The organism is Streptomyces sp. LS-MS-L19 (genome assembly GCF_058382285.1).
Genome location: NZ_JBYCLL010000001.1, coordinates 2,378,736 through 2,396,241, shown reverse-complemented (window position 1 = coordinate 2,396,241; position 17,506 = coordinate 2,378,736). Strand labels below are relative to the sequence as shown.

Annotated in this window: 11 protein-coding genes; 5 read left to right on the top strand and 6 right to left on the bottom strand. The window is 70.9% G+C overall.

Annotated features, from left to right (window positions below):
* Window positions 1–6 precede the first annotated feature (6 nt).
* Both AC2XR2_RS10575 and AC2XR2_RS10570 read left to right on the top strand, forming a co-directional pair.
* Window positions 7–414: a hypothetical protein gene (locus AC2XR2_RS10575; RefSeq protein WP_491514885.1), complete on the top strand. Its 408-nt coding sequence runs from the start codon at window positions 7–9 to the stop codon at window positions 412–414.
* 401 nt (window positions 415–815) lie between these two features.
* Window positions 816–3,953 carry an RHS repeat-associated core domain-containing protein gene (locus tag AC2XR2_RS10570; protein WP_491514884.1) on the top strand — a complete coding sequence of 1,046 codons (3,138 nt, stop codon included), beginning with the start codon at window positions 816–818 and terminating at the stop codon, window positions 3,951–3,953.
* A 208-nt stretch (window positions 3,954–4,161) separates the two neighbouring features.
* Here AC2XR2_RS10570 and AC2XR2_RS10565 read toward each other — a convergent pair whose 3' ends face one another.
* Both AC2XR2_RS10565 and AC2XR2_RS10560 read right to left on the bottom strand, forming a co-directional pair.
* Window positions 4,162–4,812, bottom strand: coding sequence for an MBL fold metallo-hydrolase (locus AC2XR2_RS10565; RefSeq protein WP_381301438.1), 651 nt, complete (start codon window positions 4,810–4,812; stop codon window positions 4,162–4,164).
* Between the two features lie 10 nt (window positions 4,813–4,822).
* A complete protein-coding gene (locus AC2XR2_RS10560) occupies window positions 4,823–5,509 on the bottom strand; it encodes a maleylpyruvate isomerase family mycothiol-dependent enzyme (protein ID WP_491514883.1) in 687 nt (228 codons plus the stop codon).
* Between the two features lie 226 nt (window positions 5,510–5,735).
* Here AC2XR2_RS10560 and uvrA point away from each other — a divergent pair, with 226 nt between their 5' ends.
* Window positions 5,736–8,771, top strand: coding sequence for an excinuclease ABC subunit UvrA (uvrA, locus tag AC2XR2_RS10555; RefSeq protein ID WP_491514882.1), 3,036 nt, complete (start codon window positions 5,736–5,738; stop codon window positions 8,769–8,771).
* A gap of 83 nt (window positions 8,772–8,854) precedes the next feature.
* Here uvrA and AC2XR2_RS10550 read toward each other — a convergent pair whose 3' ends face one another.
* The 4 genes from AC2XR2_RS10550 to AC2XR2_RS10535 form a co-directional block, all read right to left on the bottom strand.
* Window positions 8,855–9,766: a carbohydrate kinase family protein gene (locus AC2XR2_RS10550; RefSeq protein ID WP_491514881.1), complete on the bottom strand. Its 912-nt coding sequence runs from the start codon at window positions 9,764–9,766 to the stop codon at window positions 8,855–8,857.
* Complete coding sequence (locus AC2XR2_RS10545; protein WP_491514880.1) at window positions 9,763–10,995, bottom strand: LacI family DNA-binding transcriptional regulator; 1,233 nt, start codon at window positions 10,993–10,995, stop codon at window positions 9,763–9,765. Before AC2XR2_RS10545 ends, AC2XR2_RS10550 begins: the two co-directional genes overlap by 4 nt.
* Before the next feature lie 167 nt (window positions 10,996–11,162).
* A complete protein-coding gene (locus AC2XR2_RS10540; RefSeq protein WP_491514879.1) occupies window positions 11,163–12,119 on the bottom strand; it encodes a hypothetical protein in 957 nt (318 codons plus the stop codon).
* 345 nt (window positions 12,120–12,464) lie between these two features.
* Complete coding sequence (locus tag AC2XR2_RS10535) at window positions 12,465–12,839, bottom strand: response regulator (RefSeq protein ID WP_330267686.1); 375 nt, start codon at window positions 12,837–12,839, stop codon at window positions 12,465–12,467.
* A 207-nt stretch (window positions 12,840–13,046) separates the two neighbouring features.
* Here AC2XR2_RS10535 and AC2XR2_RS10530 point away from each other — a divergent pair, with 207 nt between their 5' ends.
* Window positions 13,047–14,420, top strand: coding sequence for an extracellular solute-binding protein (locus tag AC2XR2_RS10530; RefSeq protein WP_491514878.1), 1,374 nt, complete (start codon window positions 13,047–13,049; stop codon window positions 14,418–14,420).
* Window positions 14,421–14,705: 285 nt separating this feature from the next.
* Window positions 14,706–17,468: a PAS domain S-box protein gene (locus AC2XR2_RS10525; RefSeq protein WP_491514877.1), complete on the top strand. Its 2,763-nt coding sequence runs from the start codon at window positions 14,706–14,708 to the stop codon at window positions 17,466–17,468.
* Window positions 17,469–17,506: the final 38 nt, after the last annotated feature.

Genomic DNA, 17,506 nt, shown 5'->3' with positions numbered 1-17,506 from the left:
CCGCCCGTGTCATCTGTGCCGTCGGAGGCGGGTAATCCGCTGTCCGCACGTGCACAGGCCGCAGGTGTGTGCTCGGACGCCTATCAGATCGGCACGACGTCGTACGCCTACCGGGGGACGGAGCAGATCGCCTCGGTCAAGCAGTTCTACTCGCCCGAGTGCAAGGAGAACTACGGCTACGTGTGGGTGTGGAAGTCGTTCCTTGACCAAGGGATCAACTTCGACCTCCGGGTCGGCGTGTGGTCCTACGACCGCGAGACGCTGCTGGGCGCTCGTACCGAGTTCGACACGCACAGCCAGGAGTTCTGGGGCAACGGCGCCGACACGGTGGATGACTGCACCTCCGGCGACGGCACCCTGACCGTCGCCGACGAGCAGGGCGGCTACTCCGCCAGGACGTCCAAGCGCTGCTGACCCGATCGCGGCGCGGCTGCCCGTCGATTCCCTATGCGGTGCCCAACCAGCCGGTCCCGCGCTGATCCGGTGCGTCGTCCTGGGCCGGGGTCACCCCGTAAGGCGGACACCGAGCGCGGGTGACAGCCGCCCACCGGCTGTCACCCGCCGAGGTCTGCCTCCCGTCAACCGGCTGTGAAGGCCCGAACGATCCGACGATCCAAGGAGAGACCCTCGTGCACTCTGTCATGCCCGGAAACAAGGCGCCCAGAAGCGGCACCAGACGCGGCAGACGTACCGCCGCCACCGCCGCAGTCGCCACAACAACCGGCGCGGCACTGTTACTTGCTCTGTTACCCATGCAGGCGTCAGCATCGCCCGGCCCCGGCGAACCGTCTCCGAAGCCCACCTCGTCCTCCCCCGTGGGGCAGACCAAGGCGCCCGGAAGCACGCCCATCGGGGTCGCGGGCCAGGACCGCGAGCTGGTGACGGCCGGCATCCTGCAGTCCACCTTCCAGGGCCTGGGAATCGGCCAGGTCCCGTGGTCGGAGTTCCACGAGGCCCCGCTGTCGGACTCCGTCGGTGCGCAGGTCAACTACGGCAACGGCAACCTGCTGGTCGGCGTGAACGCCTTCGACATCGCCGACGCCGGCCCCGGCCTGTCGCTGGGGCACGCCTACAACGGCCTGAACACCAGTTGGAAGGCGACGACCGGCAGTGACTACCTGATCCACGAGCCCAACACCACGTCGGTGTACGTGCAGGGCCCCTCCAGCACGATCGCCGTGTTCGAGCGGGACGGCTCGAACTTCACCCCGGCCCCCGGCTACAAGCAGGACCTGACCGAGTCCTCTGACAAGAAGTCCTTCACGCTCACCTCCCGCAGGAACGGGCAGAAGACCACCTTCACCCGCTCCGGCACGACCGGCGACGCACGGGTGAGCAAGGTCGAGGACAAGAACGGCAACGCCACCACCGTCGCCTACTCCGGCGCGTTCACCTCGAAGATCACCGCCGCCTCCGGCCGCACCCTGACCTTCGCCAACGACGGCACGCAGATCACCAAGGTGACCGACAACACCGGCCGGTCCGCCACCTACACGTGGTCCGGGGACGATCTGAAGACGTTCACCGACACCGACGGCAAGACCACCGTCTTCGACTACGACACCTCGCACCGCATGACGAAGGTGACCACCCCGGAGGGCCGCGAGACCCGCTTCACCTGGGACACCAACCGGCTCGCCTCGATCACCCGCGTCGTCGACAAGACCGCCGGAACCGGTGCCACCACCGCCTTCCGCTACATCCTCCCGCAGCCCGGCAGCGAGGGAGAGGGTGTTGTCCGGATCACCGACCCGCGCGGCAAGAACACCCAGAAGACGGTCGACGCCCGCTGGCGAGTGAAGAAGACCACCGACCCGCTGGGCCGCGAGCGTTCCAAGACGTGGGGTCCGGACAACAACGTCACCAGCGCGGTCGACGGGATGGGGGTCGGTTCGACTCCGGGCAACACCGTCAAGTTCGACTACGACGACTCCTTCAACCCGAAGTCGGCGACCCAGCCCACCGGCGCGCAGTCCACGATGGCCTGGACCCAGAAGGCCGGCGGCCACTACCCCGAGACCCTCACCTCCGCCAGCGGCGACAAGGTCACCAACGGCTACGACACCTCGGGCAACATGATGTCGCAGACCGACACCACCACCGGTTCCGACGGCGCCAAGTGGACCTACGACTACAACCCGAAGACGGGGGAGATGGACTGCGGCGGGCTGCCCGGCCAGCGCTGCTCGGCCACCGACCCCGAGGACCACAAGACGTCGTTCACCTACGACTCCAAGGGCAACCTGGCCAAGGTCGACCGTCCCTCCGCACAGGAGGACATCACCTACACCTACGACGACCTGGGCCGCACCGACACCGTCACCGACGGCCGCGGCGTGAAGACGGTCTACACCTACGACAAGCGTGACCGGCTCAAGACCCAGACCAGTGACGGCAGGACCGCCACCTTCACCTACGACGCCGACGGCAACGTCAAGACGCGCACCACCCCGGCGGGCACCAGCAGCTACACCTACGACGAGCAGAACCGCGAACGCATCCGCACCCTGCCCGCCGGTGGTACCAGCTCGGTCACCTACGACGCCTCCGGCAACGTGAAGACCGCGACCGACCCGGGCGGCACCACCACGTACGACTACAACGACGCCAACCAGCCGGCCACCCTCACCCAGCCGGGCGGCGCGACGACCACCTACGACTACGACAAGAACGGCGACCGCACCACCACCACCTATCCCGGCGGCACGGTGCAGAAGACGGACTACGACAAGTCCAGCCGCGCCCAGAAGATCGAGGTCAAGAACGGCTCCACCGTGCTGTCCACGATCACCTACGACTACGACAAGTCCGGCAAGGACACCGACAAGATCTACACGCGGACCACGGACGGCGCCGCTCTCGCCTACACCTACGACTCCAAGGGCCGCCTGACCAAGGCCGTGGAGACCAAGGACGGCTCCACCACCGCCGGCTGGGCCTACTGCTACGACAAGGCCGGCAACATGACCGGCCGTTCCACCGGCACCAGCCTGCCCGCCTGCGACAAGGCCCAGTCCGTCCGCGAGTACGACAACGCCAACGAACTGACCTCACTCGGCGGCAACACCGGATTCACCTACGACGGCGACGGCAACGAAACCTCCGCCGCCTCCCCGACCGGCACCCGCACGGGCGGCGAGTGGACGCCCTTCACCCAGCTCTCCAGCCTGACGGCCTCCGGCGCCGCGTCGACCTACAGCTACGCCGGAGTCGACCACAACGACCGCCTCACACGCGGCAGTTCGACCTTCACCAACGCGGCGACCGGCATGACGCGCGAGAACGCCACCGGTTTCGTCCGCGAAGCTTCGGGCACCTTGACAGCCATGACCTCCGGCGGGGCAAGCCAGTACTACCTCACCGACGTCCAGGGCAGCGTCATCGGCCTCGTCGACGCCTCCGGCAAGCGCACCGCGACCTACAGCTACGGCCCCTACGGCGAGGCCCGCACCACCAGCGGGACCAACCAGCCCTACCGCTACACCGGCACCTACCTCGATCCGTCCGGCCTCTACAAGATGGGCGCCCGCTACTACGACCCCCAACTCGGCCGCTTCACCCAGCCCGACCCGTCCGGCAAGGAAAGCAACCCCTACGCCTACGCCGCCGGAGACCCCGTCAACCGTATTGACCCGAGCGGGCTGGACTTCCTCGGTATGTCAGGTGGTGAGTGGCTTTCCCGTGGCGGCCAGGCGGTCGGGCTTGCCGCCATGTTCGTCCCCGGTGGACAGGCTGTGGGGCTGGGCCTGGCCGCCGTAGGAATAGGCATGGAAGCCGCTGGAGGTGCGATGGAAGGAAAGAGCGGGTCCGAAATAGCGGGAGGCGTCGTTGTCGGTCTCGTCGGAGCCAAGGTCGGATTTGCCACCAAGGCGCTGGGGGCCTCCCGCACGATGGACCTGGGCGTCAACGGAGCGTACTGGGCCGGCGGGGTTCTCGCCGGAGAGGTCATGTAGGAGGCGGAATGTACTCACAAGCAGCGGCGATAACTGACAACTGGCCGGCGACCATTGTCATGTTGCTGTTCGGAGCTGCTGTCATCGCATTCTTCCTCGTCAGGGGAAGGAAGAGGTAGAGATTCGGAAACAAGCCCTGACCGGTGGGTGAGGGGCCACCGGCCCCTCACCCACCGCGCCACGGAACCGGGACGGCGATGCCGCCGACCTACCAGCCCCGCTTGTGCCACTCCCCGAGGTGAGGCCGCTCGGCGCCGAGCGTGGTGTCGTTGCCGTGGCCCGGGTAGATCCAGGTCTCGTCCGGGAGCACGAAGACCTTCGCTTCCAGGCCCGACATCAACGACGCGAAGTCCTCGGGACGTGTTGTCCGCCCAGGCCCCCCGGGGAAGAGACAGTCCCCGGTGAACACATGGGGATGCCCGTGCGGGTCGTCGTAGACGAGGGCGATCGAGCCCGGCGTGTGGCCGACCAGGTGGCGTGCGGTCAGCTCCACGTGTCCCACCCGGATGACGTCACCGTCGTCGACCGGGACGTCGGTGGGGACGGGGATGCCCTCGGCGTCGGCCCGTCCGGCGTACGTACGCGCGCGCGTGGCCGCGACGACGTCGGCGAGCGCCTGCCAGTGGTCGCCGTGCTGGTGCGTGGTGACGACGGACGCGATGCCGTCGTCACCGATCATGCCGAGCAGGGTGTCCGCCTCGTTGGCGGCGTCGATCAGGAGCTGCTCGTCGGTGGCCCGGCAGCGCAGCAGATAGGCGTTGTTGTTCATCGGGCCGACCGCGATCTTGGTGATCATCAGGTCCTTGAGCTCGTGCACGTCGGCGGGCCCGCCGACCGTCACCTGTCCGCTGTACGTCATGGCGGCCAGCCTATAGCGGGGGCAGCGAGGGGAGGGGGCCGCCGTGGACCGTCAGCGCCGAGCCGTCGCGGCGGCCGGCGAGCCAGCCGAGGAGGTCGGCGGGGGTGCCCGCGACGGTGACCTCGGGCAGGTCCGCGTCCCGGCCCGTGCTCCACGCGCGCGTACCGTCCGCGAGGCTCGTGGCCGGCACCTCGGGGTGGCCGGAGAAGCGGTCGGCGAGGAAGGTGATCTCCCGTTCGGTGAACTCCTCGGGCAGCTCCTCCAGCTCGTATCCGATCCTGAGATCCACGTGGTGCAGCTCCACCTCGGCCCACCGCCGGAACGGCACCCGGGACGCCGAGTCGGTGACCCCGTTGCGCAGCTCGACCGTGCGGGACCAGTCGGCCGGCGCGGCCCCGGCCTCCTGGAAGCGGGCGGCGCTCTCGCGGAGGTCGGTGAGCTGGACGTCGAGGGGCCGCGGGGCGTCGCGCTCGATGTCGGCGTCGCGCGCTTCAGCGGACGGATACATGGGCCGGCCCTGCAGAACGTTCACGAGGGCGTCGGCGTTGCGGGAGAGGTGGGCGAGGACATGTCCGCGGCTCCAGCCCGGCAGCCGTGACGACTGCGTCACGGCCGCGTTGTCCATCGTGGCGGCTGCGGTCAGGAGCCGTTCGGTCGCACCACGTACAGACTCCAGGTCATGAGCGTGATCAATCATGGTGCTGACCCTAGCTCCGCCACACCTTTGGGTGAAGGTGGTGAAGCTGTGCCGTAAATCGAATGCACGTGCTATATGGTCGAGTGCGGCGTCGGGCATGCTGGAAGGCCGGGGATTGTTGTCCCCAGTCCGGGAATCCGACCGGCGTTGTCAGTGGCTCCCCCTAGTCTGAGAAAGCACGGGGGCCCCGCCCCTGTCACTTCTCTCAAGAAAGGTGCGGACCGGCGTGGCCGACCGTCTCATCGTCCGTGGCGCGCGCGAGCACAACCTGAAGAACGTCTCGCTCGACCTGCCTCGCGACTCGCTCATCGTCTTCACGGGCCTGTCCGGGTCGGGCAAGTCCTCCCTGGCCTTCGACACCATCTTCGCCGAGGGCCAGCGGCGCTACGTGGAGTCGCTCTCCTCGTACGCCCGCCAGTTCCTCGGGCAGATGGACAAGCCCGACGTCGACTTCATCGAGGGCCTGTCGCCCGCGGTCTCCATCGACCAGAAGTCCACCTCGCGCAACCCGCGCTCGACGGTCGGCACCATCACCGAGGTCTACGACTACCTGCGACTCCTCTTCGCGCGCATCGGCAAGCCGCACTGCCCCGAGTGCGGCCGCCCCATCTCGCGCCAGTCGCCGCAGGCCATCGTCGACCGGGTCCTGGAGCTGCCCGAGGGGAGCCGCTTCCAGGTGCTCTCCCCGCTCGTGCGGGAGCGCAAGGGCGAGTTCGTCGACCTCTTCGCCGATCTCCAGACCAAGGGGTACAGCCGCGCCCGGGTGGACGGCGAGACCGTCCAGCTCTCCAACCCGCCCACGCTGAAGAAGCAGGAGAAGCACACCATCGAGGTGGTCGTCGACCGCCTCACGGTGAAGGACTCCGCCAAGCGTCGGCTCACCGACTCCGTGGAGACCGCCCTGGGCCTGTCCGGCGGCATGGTCGTGCTCGACTTCGTCGACCTCCCCGAGGACGACCCGGAGCGCGAGCGCATGTTCTCGGAGCACCTTTACTGCCCGTACGACGACCTGTCCTTCGAGGAGCTGGAGCCCCGCTCCTTCTCCTTCAACTCGCCCTTCGGCGCCTGCCCCGAGTGCACCGGCATCGGCACCCGCATGGAGGTCGACCCGGAGCTGATCGTCCCCGACGAGGACAAGTCCCTCGACGAGGGCGCGATCCACCCCTGGTCGCACGGCCACACCAAGGACTACTTCGGCCGCCTGATCGGCGCCCTCGCGGACGCGCTCGGGTTCCGGACCGACATCCCCTTCGCGGGGCTGCCGCAGCGCGCCAAGAAGGCCCTGCTGTACGGCCACAAGACGCAGATCGAGGTCCGCTACCGCAACCGGTACGGCCGCGAGCGGGTCTACACGACCCCGTTCGAAGGCGCCGTGCCCTTCGTCAAGCGCCGGCACAGCGAGTCCGAGTCCGACGCGAGCCGGGAGCGTTTCGAGGGCTACATGCGCGAGGTGCCCTGCCCCACCTGTGAGGGCACCCGCCTCAAGCCGCTCGTCCTCGCGGTCACCGTCATGGGCAAGTCGATCGCCGAGGTCTCCGGCATGTCCATCAGCGACTGCGCGGACTTCCTGGGCGAGCTGAAGCTCAGTGCCCGCGACAAGAAGATCGCCGAGCGGGTGCTGAAGGAGGTCAACGAACGGCTGAAGTTCCTGGTCGACGTCGGCCTGGACTACCTCTCGCTGAACCGCGCGGCCGGCACCCTGTCCGGTGGCGAGGCCCAGCGCATCCGCCTGGCCACCCAGATCGGCTCCGGACTCGTCGGCGTCCTGTACGTCCTCGACGAGCCGTCCATCGGCCTGCACCAGCGCGACAACCACCGGCTGATCGAGACCCTGGTCCGGCTGCGCGACATGGGCAACACGCTCATCGTCGTCGAGCACGACGAGGACACCATCAAGGTGGCCGACTGGGTCGTCGACATCGGCCCCGGCGCGGGCGAGCACGGCGGCAAGGTCGTGCACAGCGGCTCCCTGAAGGAGCTGCTCGCCAACGACGAGTCGCAGACCGGCCAGTACCTGTCGGGCAAGAAGGCCATCCCGCTGCCCGACATCCGGCGCCCCCTCGACCCGACGCGGCAGCTCACCGTGCACGGCGCCCGGGAGAACAACCTCCAGGACATCGACGTGTCCTTCCCGCTGGGCGTGTTCACCGCGGTCACCGGTGTCTCCGGCTCCGGAAAGTCGACCCTGGTCAACGACATCCTGTACACCCACCTGGCGCGCGAGCTCAACGGCGCGAGGAGCGTCCCGGGCCGGCACACGCGCGTGGAGGGCGACGACCTCGTCGACAAGGTCGTGCACGTCGACCAGTCGCCCATCGGCCGCACCCCGCGGTCCAACCCGGCGACGTACACCGGCGTCTTCGACCACGTCCGCAAGCTGTTCGCCGAGACCACCGAGGCGAAGGTCCGCGGCTACCAGCCGGGCCGCTTCTCCTTCAACGTCAAGGGCGGCCGCTGCGAGAACTGCGCGGGCGACGGCACCATCAAGATCGAGATGAACTTCCTCCCGGACGTCTACGTCCCGTGCGAGGTCTGCCACGGCGCCCGGTACAACCGGGAGACCCTGGAGGTCCACTACAAGGGCAAGTCCATCGCCGACGTCCTGAACATGCCGATCGAGGAGGCCACGGACTTCTTCGACGCCGTACCGGCGATCGCCCGCCACCTCAACACCCTCAAGGACGTCGGACTCGGCTACGTCCGTCTCGGCCAGGCCGCGACCACCCTGTCCGGCGGCGAGGCGCAGCGCGTCAAGCTCGCCAGCGAGCTCCAGAAGCGCTCCACCGGCCGTACGGTCTACGTCCTGGACGAGCCGACCACCGGTCTGCACTTCGAGGACATCAGCAAGCTGCTGAAGGTCCTGTCCGGCCTGGTCGACAAGGGCAACACCGTCATCGTCATCGAACACAACCTCGACGTGATCAAGACGGCCGACTGGATCGTCGACATGGGCCCCGAGGGCGGCGCGGGCGGCGGTCTGGTCGTCGCGGAGGGCACCCCGGAGGAGGTCGCCGGGGTCCCGGCGAGCCACACCGGCAAGTTCCTGAGGGAGATCCTCGGCGCCGACCGGATCAGCGACGGAGCCGCGGTGAAGGCCCCGCGGAAGGCCGCGGCCAGGAAGACGGCGGCGAAGAAGACCGTCGCCGCCGGGACGACGGCCAGGAAGACGGCGACGGCCAGGACGACGGCGACCAAGAAGGCCGCCGAAGCCACCAAGAAGGCCACGCCGGCCAAGAAGACGACTCGGGCCCGCAAGGCCTGATCCGGAACGACGGAGCGAGCGGTGCCCCGCCAGGCACCGCTCGCTCCGTCGTTTCCGTCCTCGCCCGGTCCCTACGGCGGCCCCTACAGCTCGCCCACTTCGGAGGCGTACGGCGGCTCCGCGCCCGCCCGTGAGCAGGTGATCGCCGCCGCGCGGGCCGCGAAGCGCAGCAGCCGGGTCCAGTCGTCGACGCGCAGCGCGCTGAGCGCCGCCGGAGACAGGGCGTCCAGGGTTGCCAGGCCGTGCAGCAGCGCCGCGTTCACGGTGTCGCCGGCGCCGATCGTGTCCACGACGTCGACCTTCTCGCCGGGCACGGGAAGCGCCGACCCGTCCTTGGTGAACACGGTCAGCCCGTCACCGCCGTGGGTGATCACCACGGCCGAGGGTCCCGCCGCCAGCCACTCCTGGGGGGTGCCGCCGAGCCACAGCGCGTCCTCCTCGGACAGCTTGAGCAGGGACACCGACGGCAGCCAGCTCTTGAACCGGGCCCGGTACGCGTCCGCGTCGGGGATCAGCCCGGCCCGGATGTTCGGGTCGAGCGCGGTGAACACGCCCTGCGCGGCAGCGGTCCGCAGCAGTTCCTCGTAGGCGCTCGCCCCCGGTTCCAGGACGAGCGAGCAGGTGCCGAAGGACACCGCGCGTGTGCCGGGAGGGAGTGCGGCGGGGGCCGTGAACAGGCGGTCCGCGGTGCCGTCGACGTAGAAGGAGTAGGCGGCCGAACCGCCGTCGTCGATCGTGGCGACAGCCAGCGTGGTGGGTTCGGCTCCGCGCTGGACGGCGGACACGTCCACGCCCGCCTCCCGGAGCCCGTCGAGCAGGGCCTCGCCGAACGCGTCGAGCGAGGTGCGGGAGCAGAACGCCGTGGGGGAGCCGAGCCGGCCGAGGGCCACGGCGGTGTTGTAGGGGCCGCCGCCGAGCGCCGGCTTGAGGCTCGCGAGGGCGCCCCTGCCCTGCGGTACCAGATCGATCAGGGCCTCACCGGCGACGACGATCACGAGACGGTTCCTTTCGACTGCGAGGACTGCGAGGACTGCGGAGACTGAGGGGACCGAGGGGACTGCGAGGACAGCGGGGACTGCGAGGACCGGGAGGGGCGCGAGGACCGGGAGCGCGGCGCGGGACGGCCGTACTCCCCGGTCTCGGCGCAGCCGCACGACGTGCGGTGGACGAGGGCGCAGGGCAGGCGCAGGGTGCGGGTGGGCCGGTCCGGCACGGCGAGGCGGTCCAGGAGCACACGGACCGCCTGGGCGCCGATCTCCCTGCTGGGCTGGGCGATCGCAGTGAGCCGGGGCGAGAACAGGTCGGCCCAGGCGAAGTCGTCGAAGCAGCACAGGGCGAGGTCGTCCGGTACCGAGAGGCCGCGCTCGCGCAGGGCGCGCAGGGTCCCGATGGTCATGGAGTTGTTGGCGGTGACCAGGGCGGTGGGCGGCGCCGCGAGGGAGAGCAGGGCGGCGGTGGCCCGTTCCGCCCCGGGCGACTCGGAGTCGCCGTGGACGACCAGGTGGGCGTCGTAGGGCAGGCCGGAGGCGGTGAGGCCCTGCCGGTATCCGGTGATCCGTTCGGCGGTGGTGCTGAGCCCCGGCAGGCCGGCGACCAGCCCGATGCGCCGGTGGCCCAGTGCGGCGAGATGGGTGACCAGTTCGGCCATCGGTTCGACGTTCTCGGCGCACACCTGGTCGAAGCGCCGTGGGCCGTCCGTCCGGGCGCCGGTATCCCGCGGTCCGTCGGCTCCGGCGCCGGCATCCCCCGACCCGTCGCCCCCGACCTCGGCCGCCGCGTCGACCACCCGGTCGAGGAACACCGTCGGGACCTCGTGCCGTGCGAGATAGGCGACGAGTTCGCGCGGGTCCGCCGAGGGCGCGACGATCATGCCGTCCACGCGCCGTTCGTGCAGCAGTTGGACGACCTTGCGCTCGTGGACGGGATCGTCGTGCGGATCGGCGATGAGCAGGCTGTAGCCGTGTTCCAGGGCGCCCGCCTCCACGCCCTGGAGGATCTCCGTGAAGTACGGGTTGCTGATCGCCGACACCGCGAGCCCGATGGAGCGGGTGCGGGAGGTCACCAGGGAGCGGGCCAGGGTGTTGGGGGTGTACCCGAGCTCGTCGACCGCGTCGAGCACGGCCTGGCGGGTGTGGGGCAGGACCGGCCGGGTGCCGTTGAGGACGTGCGAGACGGTCGCCACGGACACACCCGCGCTGCGTGCCACGTCGGCCATGGTCGCCATCAAGCACCCTCCCGGACAGTCGCCTCACGGATCGGAGAGCTCCGTCTCCTGGTCCACGGAACGTGGTCCCACGGCCGGGAAGGTATCCCATCCGACAGCGCACGCAAACGCTTGCGCAATCGTTTACGTCGCGTCACGGACCCGGTGCGAGGGTGCTCGCGGGGCGCCTACTCCCAGTCCCACCCGATCCCCACGACCCCCGACCGCACCCGGGGCTCGACGAGGTGGACCGAGTGGTGGTGGCCGGTGAGCGCGAGTTCCTGGCGGCCGCTGCGGGGCGCCGCGGGGGAGTGCTGGACGAAGCGGTGGCAGCGCACCGGCAGCGCCTTCTCGTCGAACCTGACCTGGAGCGCGTACTGGCCGCCGGGTGCGCCGAAGCCGCGCAGGTACTCGCGGGAGACACCGCCCGTGCCGTCCTCGACGCGGTAGCGGAACAGGAAGGTGTCACCCGCCCGCAGCCGGGCGTCGAGGAGCAGCTCCGCCACGAGCACTCCGGTGTCGTGGTGCCAACGCAGGCGGCCCGTACGGCAGTTCTCCAGGGCGTGCACGGTCATGAGCTCCGGCACGCACCCCGGGTCGCCGTGGTGGACGGCCATGAAGCGGTCGACGCCCTCGTGGTGGGCCCGCACGATGTGGTGCGACTCGCGGCCGCGCAGCTCGCGACGCGGCCCGATGTCTATGCGCTCGTGATGGCCGAGGGTGTGCAGCCCGCCGTCGTGCGGCGAGTCCAGCTCGTCCAGCAGCTGTTGGAGGACGTCCGAGGCCGCGAGGAGGGAGCGGTAGGAGCGGGTCGCGGGACGCTCGGCGGCCGACCGGTCGTCGTGCTCGGCGAGCAGCCGGATCAGCGACTCCTCCGGCAGCTGGAGGATCTCCTCCAGTGCCCGTACGGCCCGCAGCGACTCGGGACGCTGCGGGCGGCGGGCGCCCTGCTGCCAGTAACTCAGGCTGGTGACACCGACCTTGACCCCGTAGCGCGACAGATGGTGCTGGACGCGCTGGAGCGGCAGCCCCCGGGCGGCGATCGCGGCGCGCAGCGCGACGTGGAAGGGGCCGCCTCGCAGGGCCGTGTCCAGTTCCGCGTCGACGACGGTCGCGACGTCCGCGTGCTGTGTGGCGTGCGGCATGCAGGGGCCTTTCTGTACAGGTCCGGGCGGCTGGTCAGGCCGTTCGAGAGGGTGTGTCGGGGCCGTTGGGGGCAGTGCCGGGGGAGGCTTCACATCCGTACGCCGTCGTTCCCGGTCCCGAGTTCCTCCGCATTGAAGCGTGTTGGCCTGGTCCCGACAACACTTGTCGCCGAACGACGGGGCACTCCCGGCCGCACGACAGCGCCCTCCCGGCCGCATGACGGCGCACTCGCGCTCGTACGACGGCCCGCTCCCGGCCGAATGACGGTGCACTCGCGGTCGTACGACGGCCCGCTCCCGGCCGTACGACGATCCGCTCCCGCCCGCCCGGCGAAACCCGTCGGCTCAGGCGGTCGGGGTCGTGCCGTCGCCGTCCAGCAGCTCCCTGATCGCCCGTGCCGACAGCGCCGACTTGGGCAGGAACCCGCGGGCCGGACTGCCGGCGATCAGCTCCTCGAAGTCCTCCAGCGCGTGCGTGGAGATCAGGATGATGACGGCCGAGACGCTGCGGGCCAGCCGCGCCGCCACGTCGAAGCCGCTCTCGCCGTCGAGGTCGAGATCGACCAGGACGACGTCCGGGGTGAGTTCCGCGGCCCGTACCAGAGCCTCCGTACCGGACAGGGCGACGCCGACGACAGGTATCCCGTCGCGTTCCAGCAGACTGCGGGCGGCCTCCAGGAACCGGATGCTGTCATCGACGAGAAGACAGCGCATGGACATGCGGACAGGGTCCCAACCAGCCGGGGCTCGCGCTTTCCGGCTACCCGGAAAGAGTCGGGGCGGATTGCTGCCCGGCACCTGGAATGTGCTCAAGTCCTGTGCCGGATCCGCCAGTTCCCGTTCACCCAGCGCAGCGGGAGGTGACCGGGGGTAGCATGTGGGCTGCCCTGGGGAGGCCGTGAGATTCCGGTCGAGTGGGGGTGTGCGATGAAGGCACCGCTCGGGAGGACCGCGAGGGGCCGTCGCGCCCTGGCCTCGGGACTGCTGGCAGCCGCTCTGCTCCTCGCCGCGTGCGGAGGTGGAGGGGGCCCCGACGACAGCGAGCGGGCCCGCACCGACACCACCTGCGACGGCAGGATCGACGGTACCGCGCAGGTCACGGTGTGGTTCCACGCGGGACCGAGCGCCGAGTACAACACCCTGCGCCGCCAGGTCCGGGACTTCAACAGGGCCCAGCGGCAGGTGCGGGTCGAGGCGGTCACGCTTCCCGAGCAGCGGCCGTACAACGAACTCGTGCGCTCCGCGGCGGCCAGCGGCGACCTGCCGGACCTCCTCGACTTCGACGGCCCGCGGCTCTACAGCCATGCCTGGTCCGGCACGATCAAGCCGATCGACTCCTGCCTGCCCGACCGCCTCCGCGAGGACCTGCTGCCCTCCATCCGGCAACAGGGCACCTACGCGGGGCAGTTGTACGGGATCGGCACCTTCGACTCGGGGCTCGGGCTCTATGTGCGGCCGTCGGTTTTGAAGAAGGCGGGCATCCGCATCCCCAGGGGCGCCTCGGAAGCCTGGACCGCCGACGAGTTCACGACGATCCTGCGCACCCTGCGCGCGGCGGGCCACCCCCACCCGCTGGACATGGGACTCGTCGACGCGAAACCCGGCGAGGAGTGGAACACGTACGGCTTCGCGCCCGCGGTGTGGTCGGCGGGCGGCGACCTCATCGACCCCAGGACCTTCAGGACCGCCGACGGCTTCCTCAACGGGCCCGAGTCGGTCAGGGCGCTCACCGTCCTGCAGAACTGGGTCGAGGAGGGGCTCGTCGAACCCGGCAGGACCGACCGGGCCTTCGACCAGGAGCGCAGCGTCATCTCCTGGACGGGCCACTGGCGGTACCCGGACTACGCCGAGCGCTTCCCCGGGGACCTGGCGATCGTGCCGCTGCCCGACTTCGGCGAGGGCACGGTGACCGGGATGGGCTCCTGGCAGTGGGGCGTGACCTCGGGCGGGGCCGACGGCGACGCCGTGTGGCGCTTCCTCGCCTATCTGCTGAAGCCGGACCAGATCCACCGGATGAGCGTGGCCAACGGTGCGATCCCGGCCACGGGCAGCGCGGTCGAGCTCTCGCCGGCGTACGCCGAGGGTGGTGCCGAGCGCCTGTTCATCGAGCAGTTGAGGGACGGCGTGGCCCGGCCGAGACCGCGGACGCCCGCCTATCCGGCGATCACCGAGGCGTTCTCCCGGGCCTTCCCGAAGATCATGATCGACCGGGCGCCCGTCAAGGCCACGCTCGACGCGGCGGTCGAGGCGATCGACAGGGACCTGGCCGCGCACGACGGCTATCCGAGGAGCGGACCATGAGCTCGCGCTCGACGGACGTCATACGGCTTCTGGGACACATGGACGGCGGCGGAGCTGGTGCTGCCCGGGACATGGACGGCGGCCGAGCCTGTGCTGCCCGGGACATGGACGGCGGCGGTCTCCGCGGGCATGCTGAAGACGCTGCGGAAGCCGGGCCGCGACCGGCCGTTCGGCGCCGGGCGGCACGCCGTCACGGAGGCGTGCAGGGGCCGTCCTCAAAGGGGTGCTTCGCATGACGGAACCCACTGGCACGACCCACGGAAGCAGCACCCCCTAGGCCCTGCCATGCGCCGCTCACCCCTCAGAAGCACCGCACGGGCCGCGCACCGCACCCCGGCGGCCACCCACCGCGTCCCGCTCCTGGCCCGGCTGCGGGTCGGCCGGAAGCTGATGCTGCTGGTCCTGCTGCCGGTGACCGGGCTGCTGGCCTTCACCGCCTTCAGCGCCGTGGCCCAGTGGCGGGAGGCGCGGGCCCTGCGCGACTTCCACACCGGGACCGACGTGTCGTTCGCGACGACCGAGGTCACCGACGCCGTCGCGCGCGAGCGGCTCGCCGCCGTGGACGCCCGGCTGCGCCCCGGGCCCGACACGCCGGCGGAGCGGACCGACGCCGAGCGCGCCACCGTCCGCGTCCTCGCGCGTGCCACGGCCCGCGCCGCCACCTGGTCGGCCTCCGACATCGCCGGCGACCTAGACGCCGTCGGCCGTCGACTGCACTCCCTGCGCGTCCAGACGGACATCGGCTCGCTCACCGCCCCCGACATCGCCGAGCGGTACGGCAACGTCGAGGACACCCTCCTCGACGACGTCACCGCCCTCGAAGCCGGCCGCCCCACCCGGGCCTCGGGCCGCGCGGCCGACGCCCACATCGCGCTCCTGCGGGCCATCGAGGCCGCCGGCCGGGAGCAGGCGGAGGTCGCCGCCCTGCTCGCCGGACCCGCCGGCCGCCCCACCGGCGCCGGACGCTGGCCCGCACTGGAGACCGCCCAGCTGGACGCCTTCCGCGAGAACACCTCGGCCGCACTGCGGACCCGGCTGTACGTCAGCCAGTTCCAGGACCCCGGCCGGGCCGTCCGCCGGCTCCGTGACCTGCTCGCCACCGCCGGCCCGGAGACCGCCGCCTGGCCGTCGTACGAGCGCTGGCTCGCCGACTCCGGCGCCCGCATCGACGCCCTGCGCGGCATCCAGGACCGGGCCGCCCGCGAGCTCGACACCACGGCGGGCCACGACCGGCGCGAGGCGGAGACCCGCGCGGTACGCGACCTCACCGCCTCCCTCGCCGTGCTCGCCCTCGTCACCTTCCTCGCCCTCGCGCTCAGCCGTTCGATCACCCGGCCCCTCGGCGAGGTCTCCGCGGGCGCCAGGGCACTGTCGTACGGCGATCTCTCGTACGACATCCGGTACGCGGGCCGCGACGAACTGGGCGAGGTCGCCGACACCTTCCGCGAACTGCGGGTCACCACCGAGCGGCTCGCCGCCGAGATCCGGGCCATGAACACGGCGATCGACCACAACCGCCTCGAACACCGCGCCGACCAGGCCTCCTTCGAGGGCACCTGGAGTCAGCTGCTGGACGGCATGAACGGCACCATGGCCTCCTTCGCGGCGGCCCACGGACGGCGCGAGAAGGCCGAGCAGGAACTGGCGAGCGTCTTCAACCTCTCCCTGGACCTGCTCTGCATCTGCGGGCTCGACGGCTATCTCAAGCGGGTCAACCCCGCCTTCGAACGCACCCTGGGCTACTCCGGCGAGGAGCTCCTGGCCAGGCCGTTCCTCGACTTCGTGCACGAGGAGGACCGGGCGGGCACCGAGGAGGCCCTGGCGCGGCTGGCCGAGGGCGTGGAACTGGCCGAGTTCGAGAACCGCTACCTGCGCAAGGACGGCACCGAGCGGTGGTTGCAGTGGAGCGCCCGGCCGGTCCCCGAGGAGGGCCTCATCTACGCCACCGCGCGCGATGTCACCGACAGCCGCCGCGCCGCCAGGGAACAGGCCGCGCTGCGCCGGGTCGCCACCCTGGTGGCCCATGGCGCCCCGCCCTCCGAGGTGTTCGCGCGGGTGGCCGGGGAGGTGGGCGCGCTCCTGGACACCACCGCGGCCGTGCTGCGCCAGGAGCCCGACGGCAGCCAGATGGTCCTCGGGACCGTCCTCGGTCTCCCGGAGGAACTGGAGGAAGTCACCCGCGAGGAGCGCAGGCGGGCCGCGCGCGAGGCGGTCGACGAGATCACCCGGACCCGGCGCGCCGCCCATGTCGGCCACGCCGTGGGCGCGCCCATCGTGGTCGACGACCGGCTGTGGGGGTTCGTCCTCGCCGCCTCGCCCGTGGACGTGCTGCCCGCCGGCACCGAGTCGCGGCTGGCCGACTTCACCGAACTCGCCGCCACCGCCATCGCCAACGCCGACAGCCGCGCCCAGCTGACCGCCTCACGCGCGCGCGTGGTGGCCGCCGCGGACGCCTCCCGGCGGCGCATCGAGCGCGATCTGCACGACGGCGTCCAACAGCGCCTCGTCGCCCTCCAGCTGGAGCTGCGGCTCGCCGAGAGCCTGGTGCCCGACCCGTCCTCGGAGCTCGCCGAGCAACTGGCACACGTCGGCAAGGGCCTCGACGACGCCTTCCAGGACCTGCTCCAGGTGGCCCGGGGCATCCACCCCGCCATCCTGTCCAAGGGCGGCCTGGGCCCGGCCCTGCGCTCCCTGGCCCGCCGCTCCGTCGTGCCCGTCGAGCTCGACCTGAGGCTGCCCGCGGCCCGGCTGCCGGAGCAACTGGAGGTGGCCGCCTACTACGTGACCTCCGAGTGCCTCACCAACACGGCGAAACACGCGCACGCGCGCGTGGTGGAGGTGGCGGCGCAGATCCGGGACGGCCTCCTGGAGCTGACCATCCGCGACGACGGCGTCGGAGGCGCCGAACCGGGGCGCGGCTCCGGTCTGATCGGTCTCATCGACCGGGTCGAGGCGATCGGCGGCAAGCTGGCCGTCGTCAGCCCGCCCGGCGAGGGCACGACCATGGACGTGCGGCTGCCCCTGGACGGGCCCTCGCCGGAGATATGACCGCCCGGGGCGCACGCAGGGGAGTTCGTCCAGGTGGG

Coding starts and splice junctions, on each gene's coding strand:
- AC2XR2_RS10565 (WP_381301438.1), bottom strand. CDS start 4,812: ATGACGTACAGCGGACAGGTGACGGTCGGCGGGCCCGCCGACGTGCAC.
- AC2XR2_RS10560 (WP_491514883.1), bottom strand. CDS start 5,509: ATGATTGATCACGCTCATGACCTGGAGTCTGTACGTGGTGCGACCGAA.
- AC2XR2_RS10545 (WP_491514880.1), bottom strand. CDS start 10,995: ATGGCGACCATGGCCGACGTGGCACGCAGCGCGGGTGTGTCCGTGGCG.
- AC2XR2_RS10540 (WP_491514879.1), bottom strand. CDS start 12,119: ATGCCGCACGCCACACAGCACGCGGACGTCGCGACCGTCGTCGACGCG.
- AC2XR2_RS10535 (WP_330267686.1), bottom strand. CDS start 12,839: ATGTCCATGCGCTGTCTTCTCGTCGATGACAGCATCCGGTTCCTGGAG.
- AC2XR2_RS10530 (WP_491514878.1), top strand. CDS start 13,047: ATGAAGGCACCGCTCGGGAGGACCGCGAGGGGCCGTCGCGCCCTGGCC.
- AC2XR2_RS10525 (WP_491514877.1), top strand. CDS start 14,706: ATGCGCCGCTCACCCCTCAGAAGCACCGCACGGGCCGCGCACCGCACC.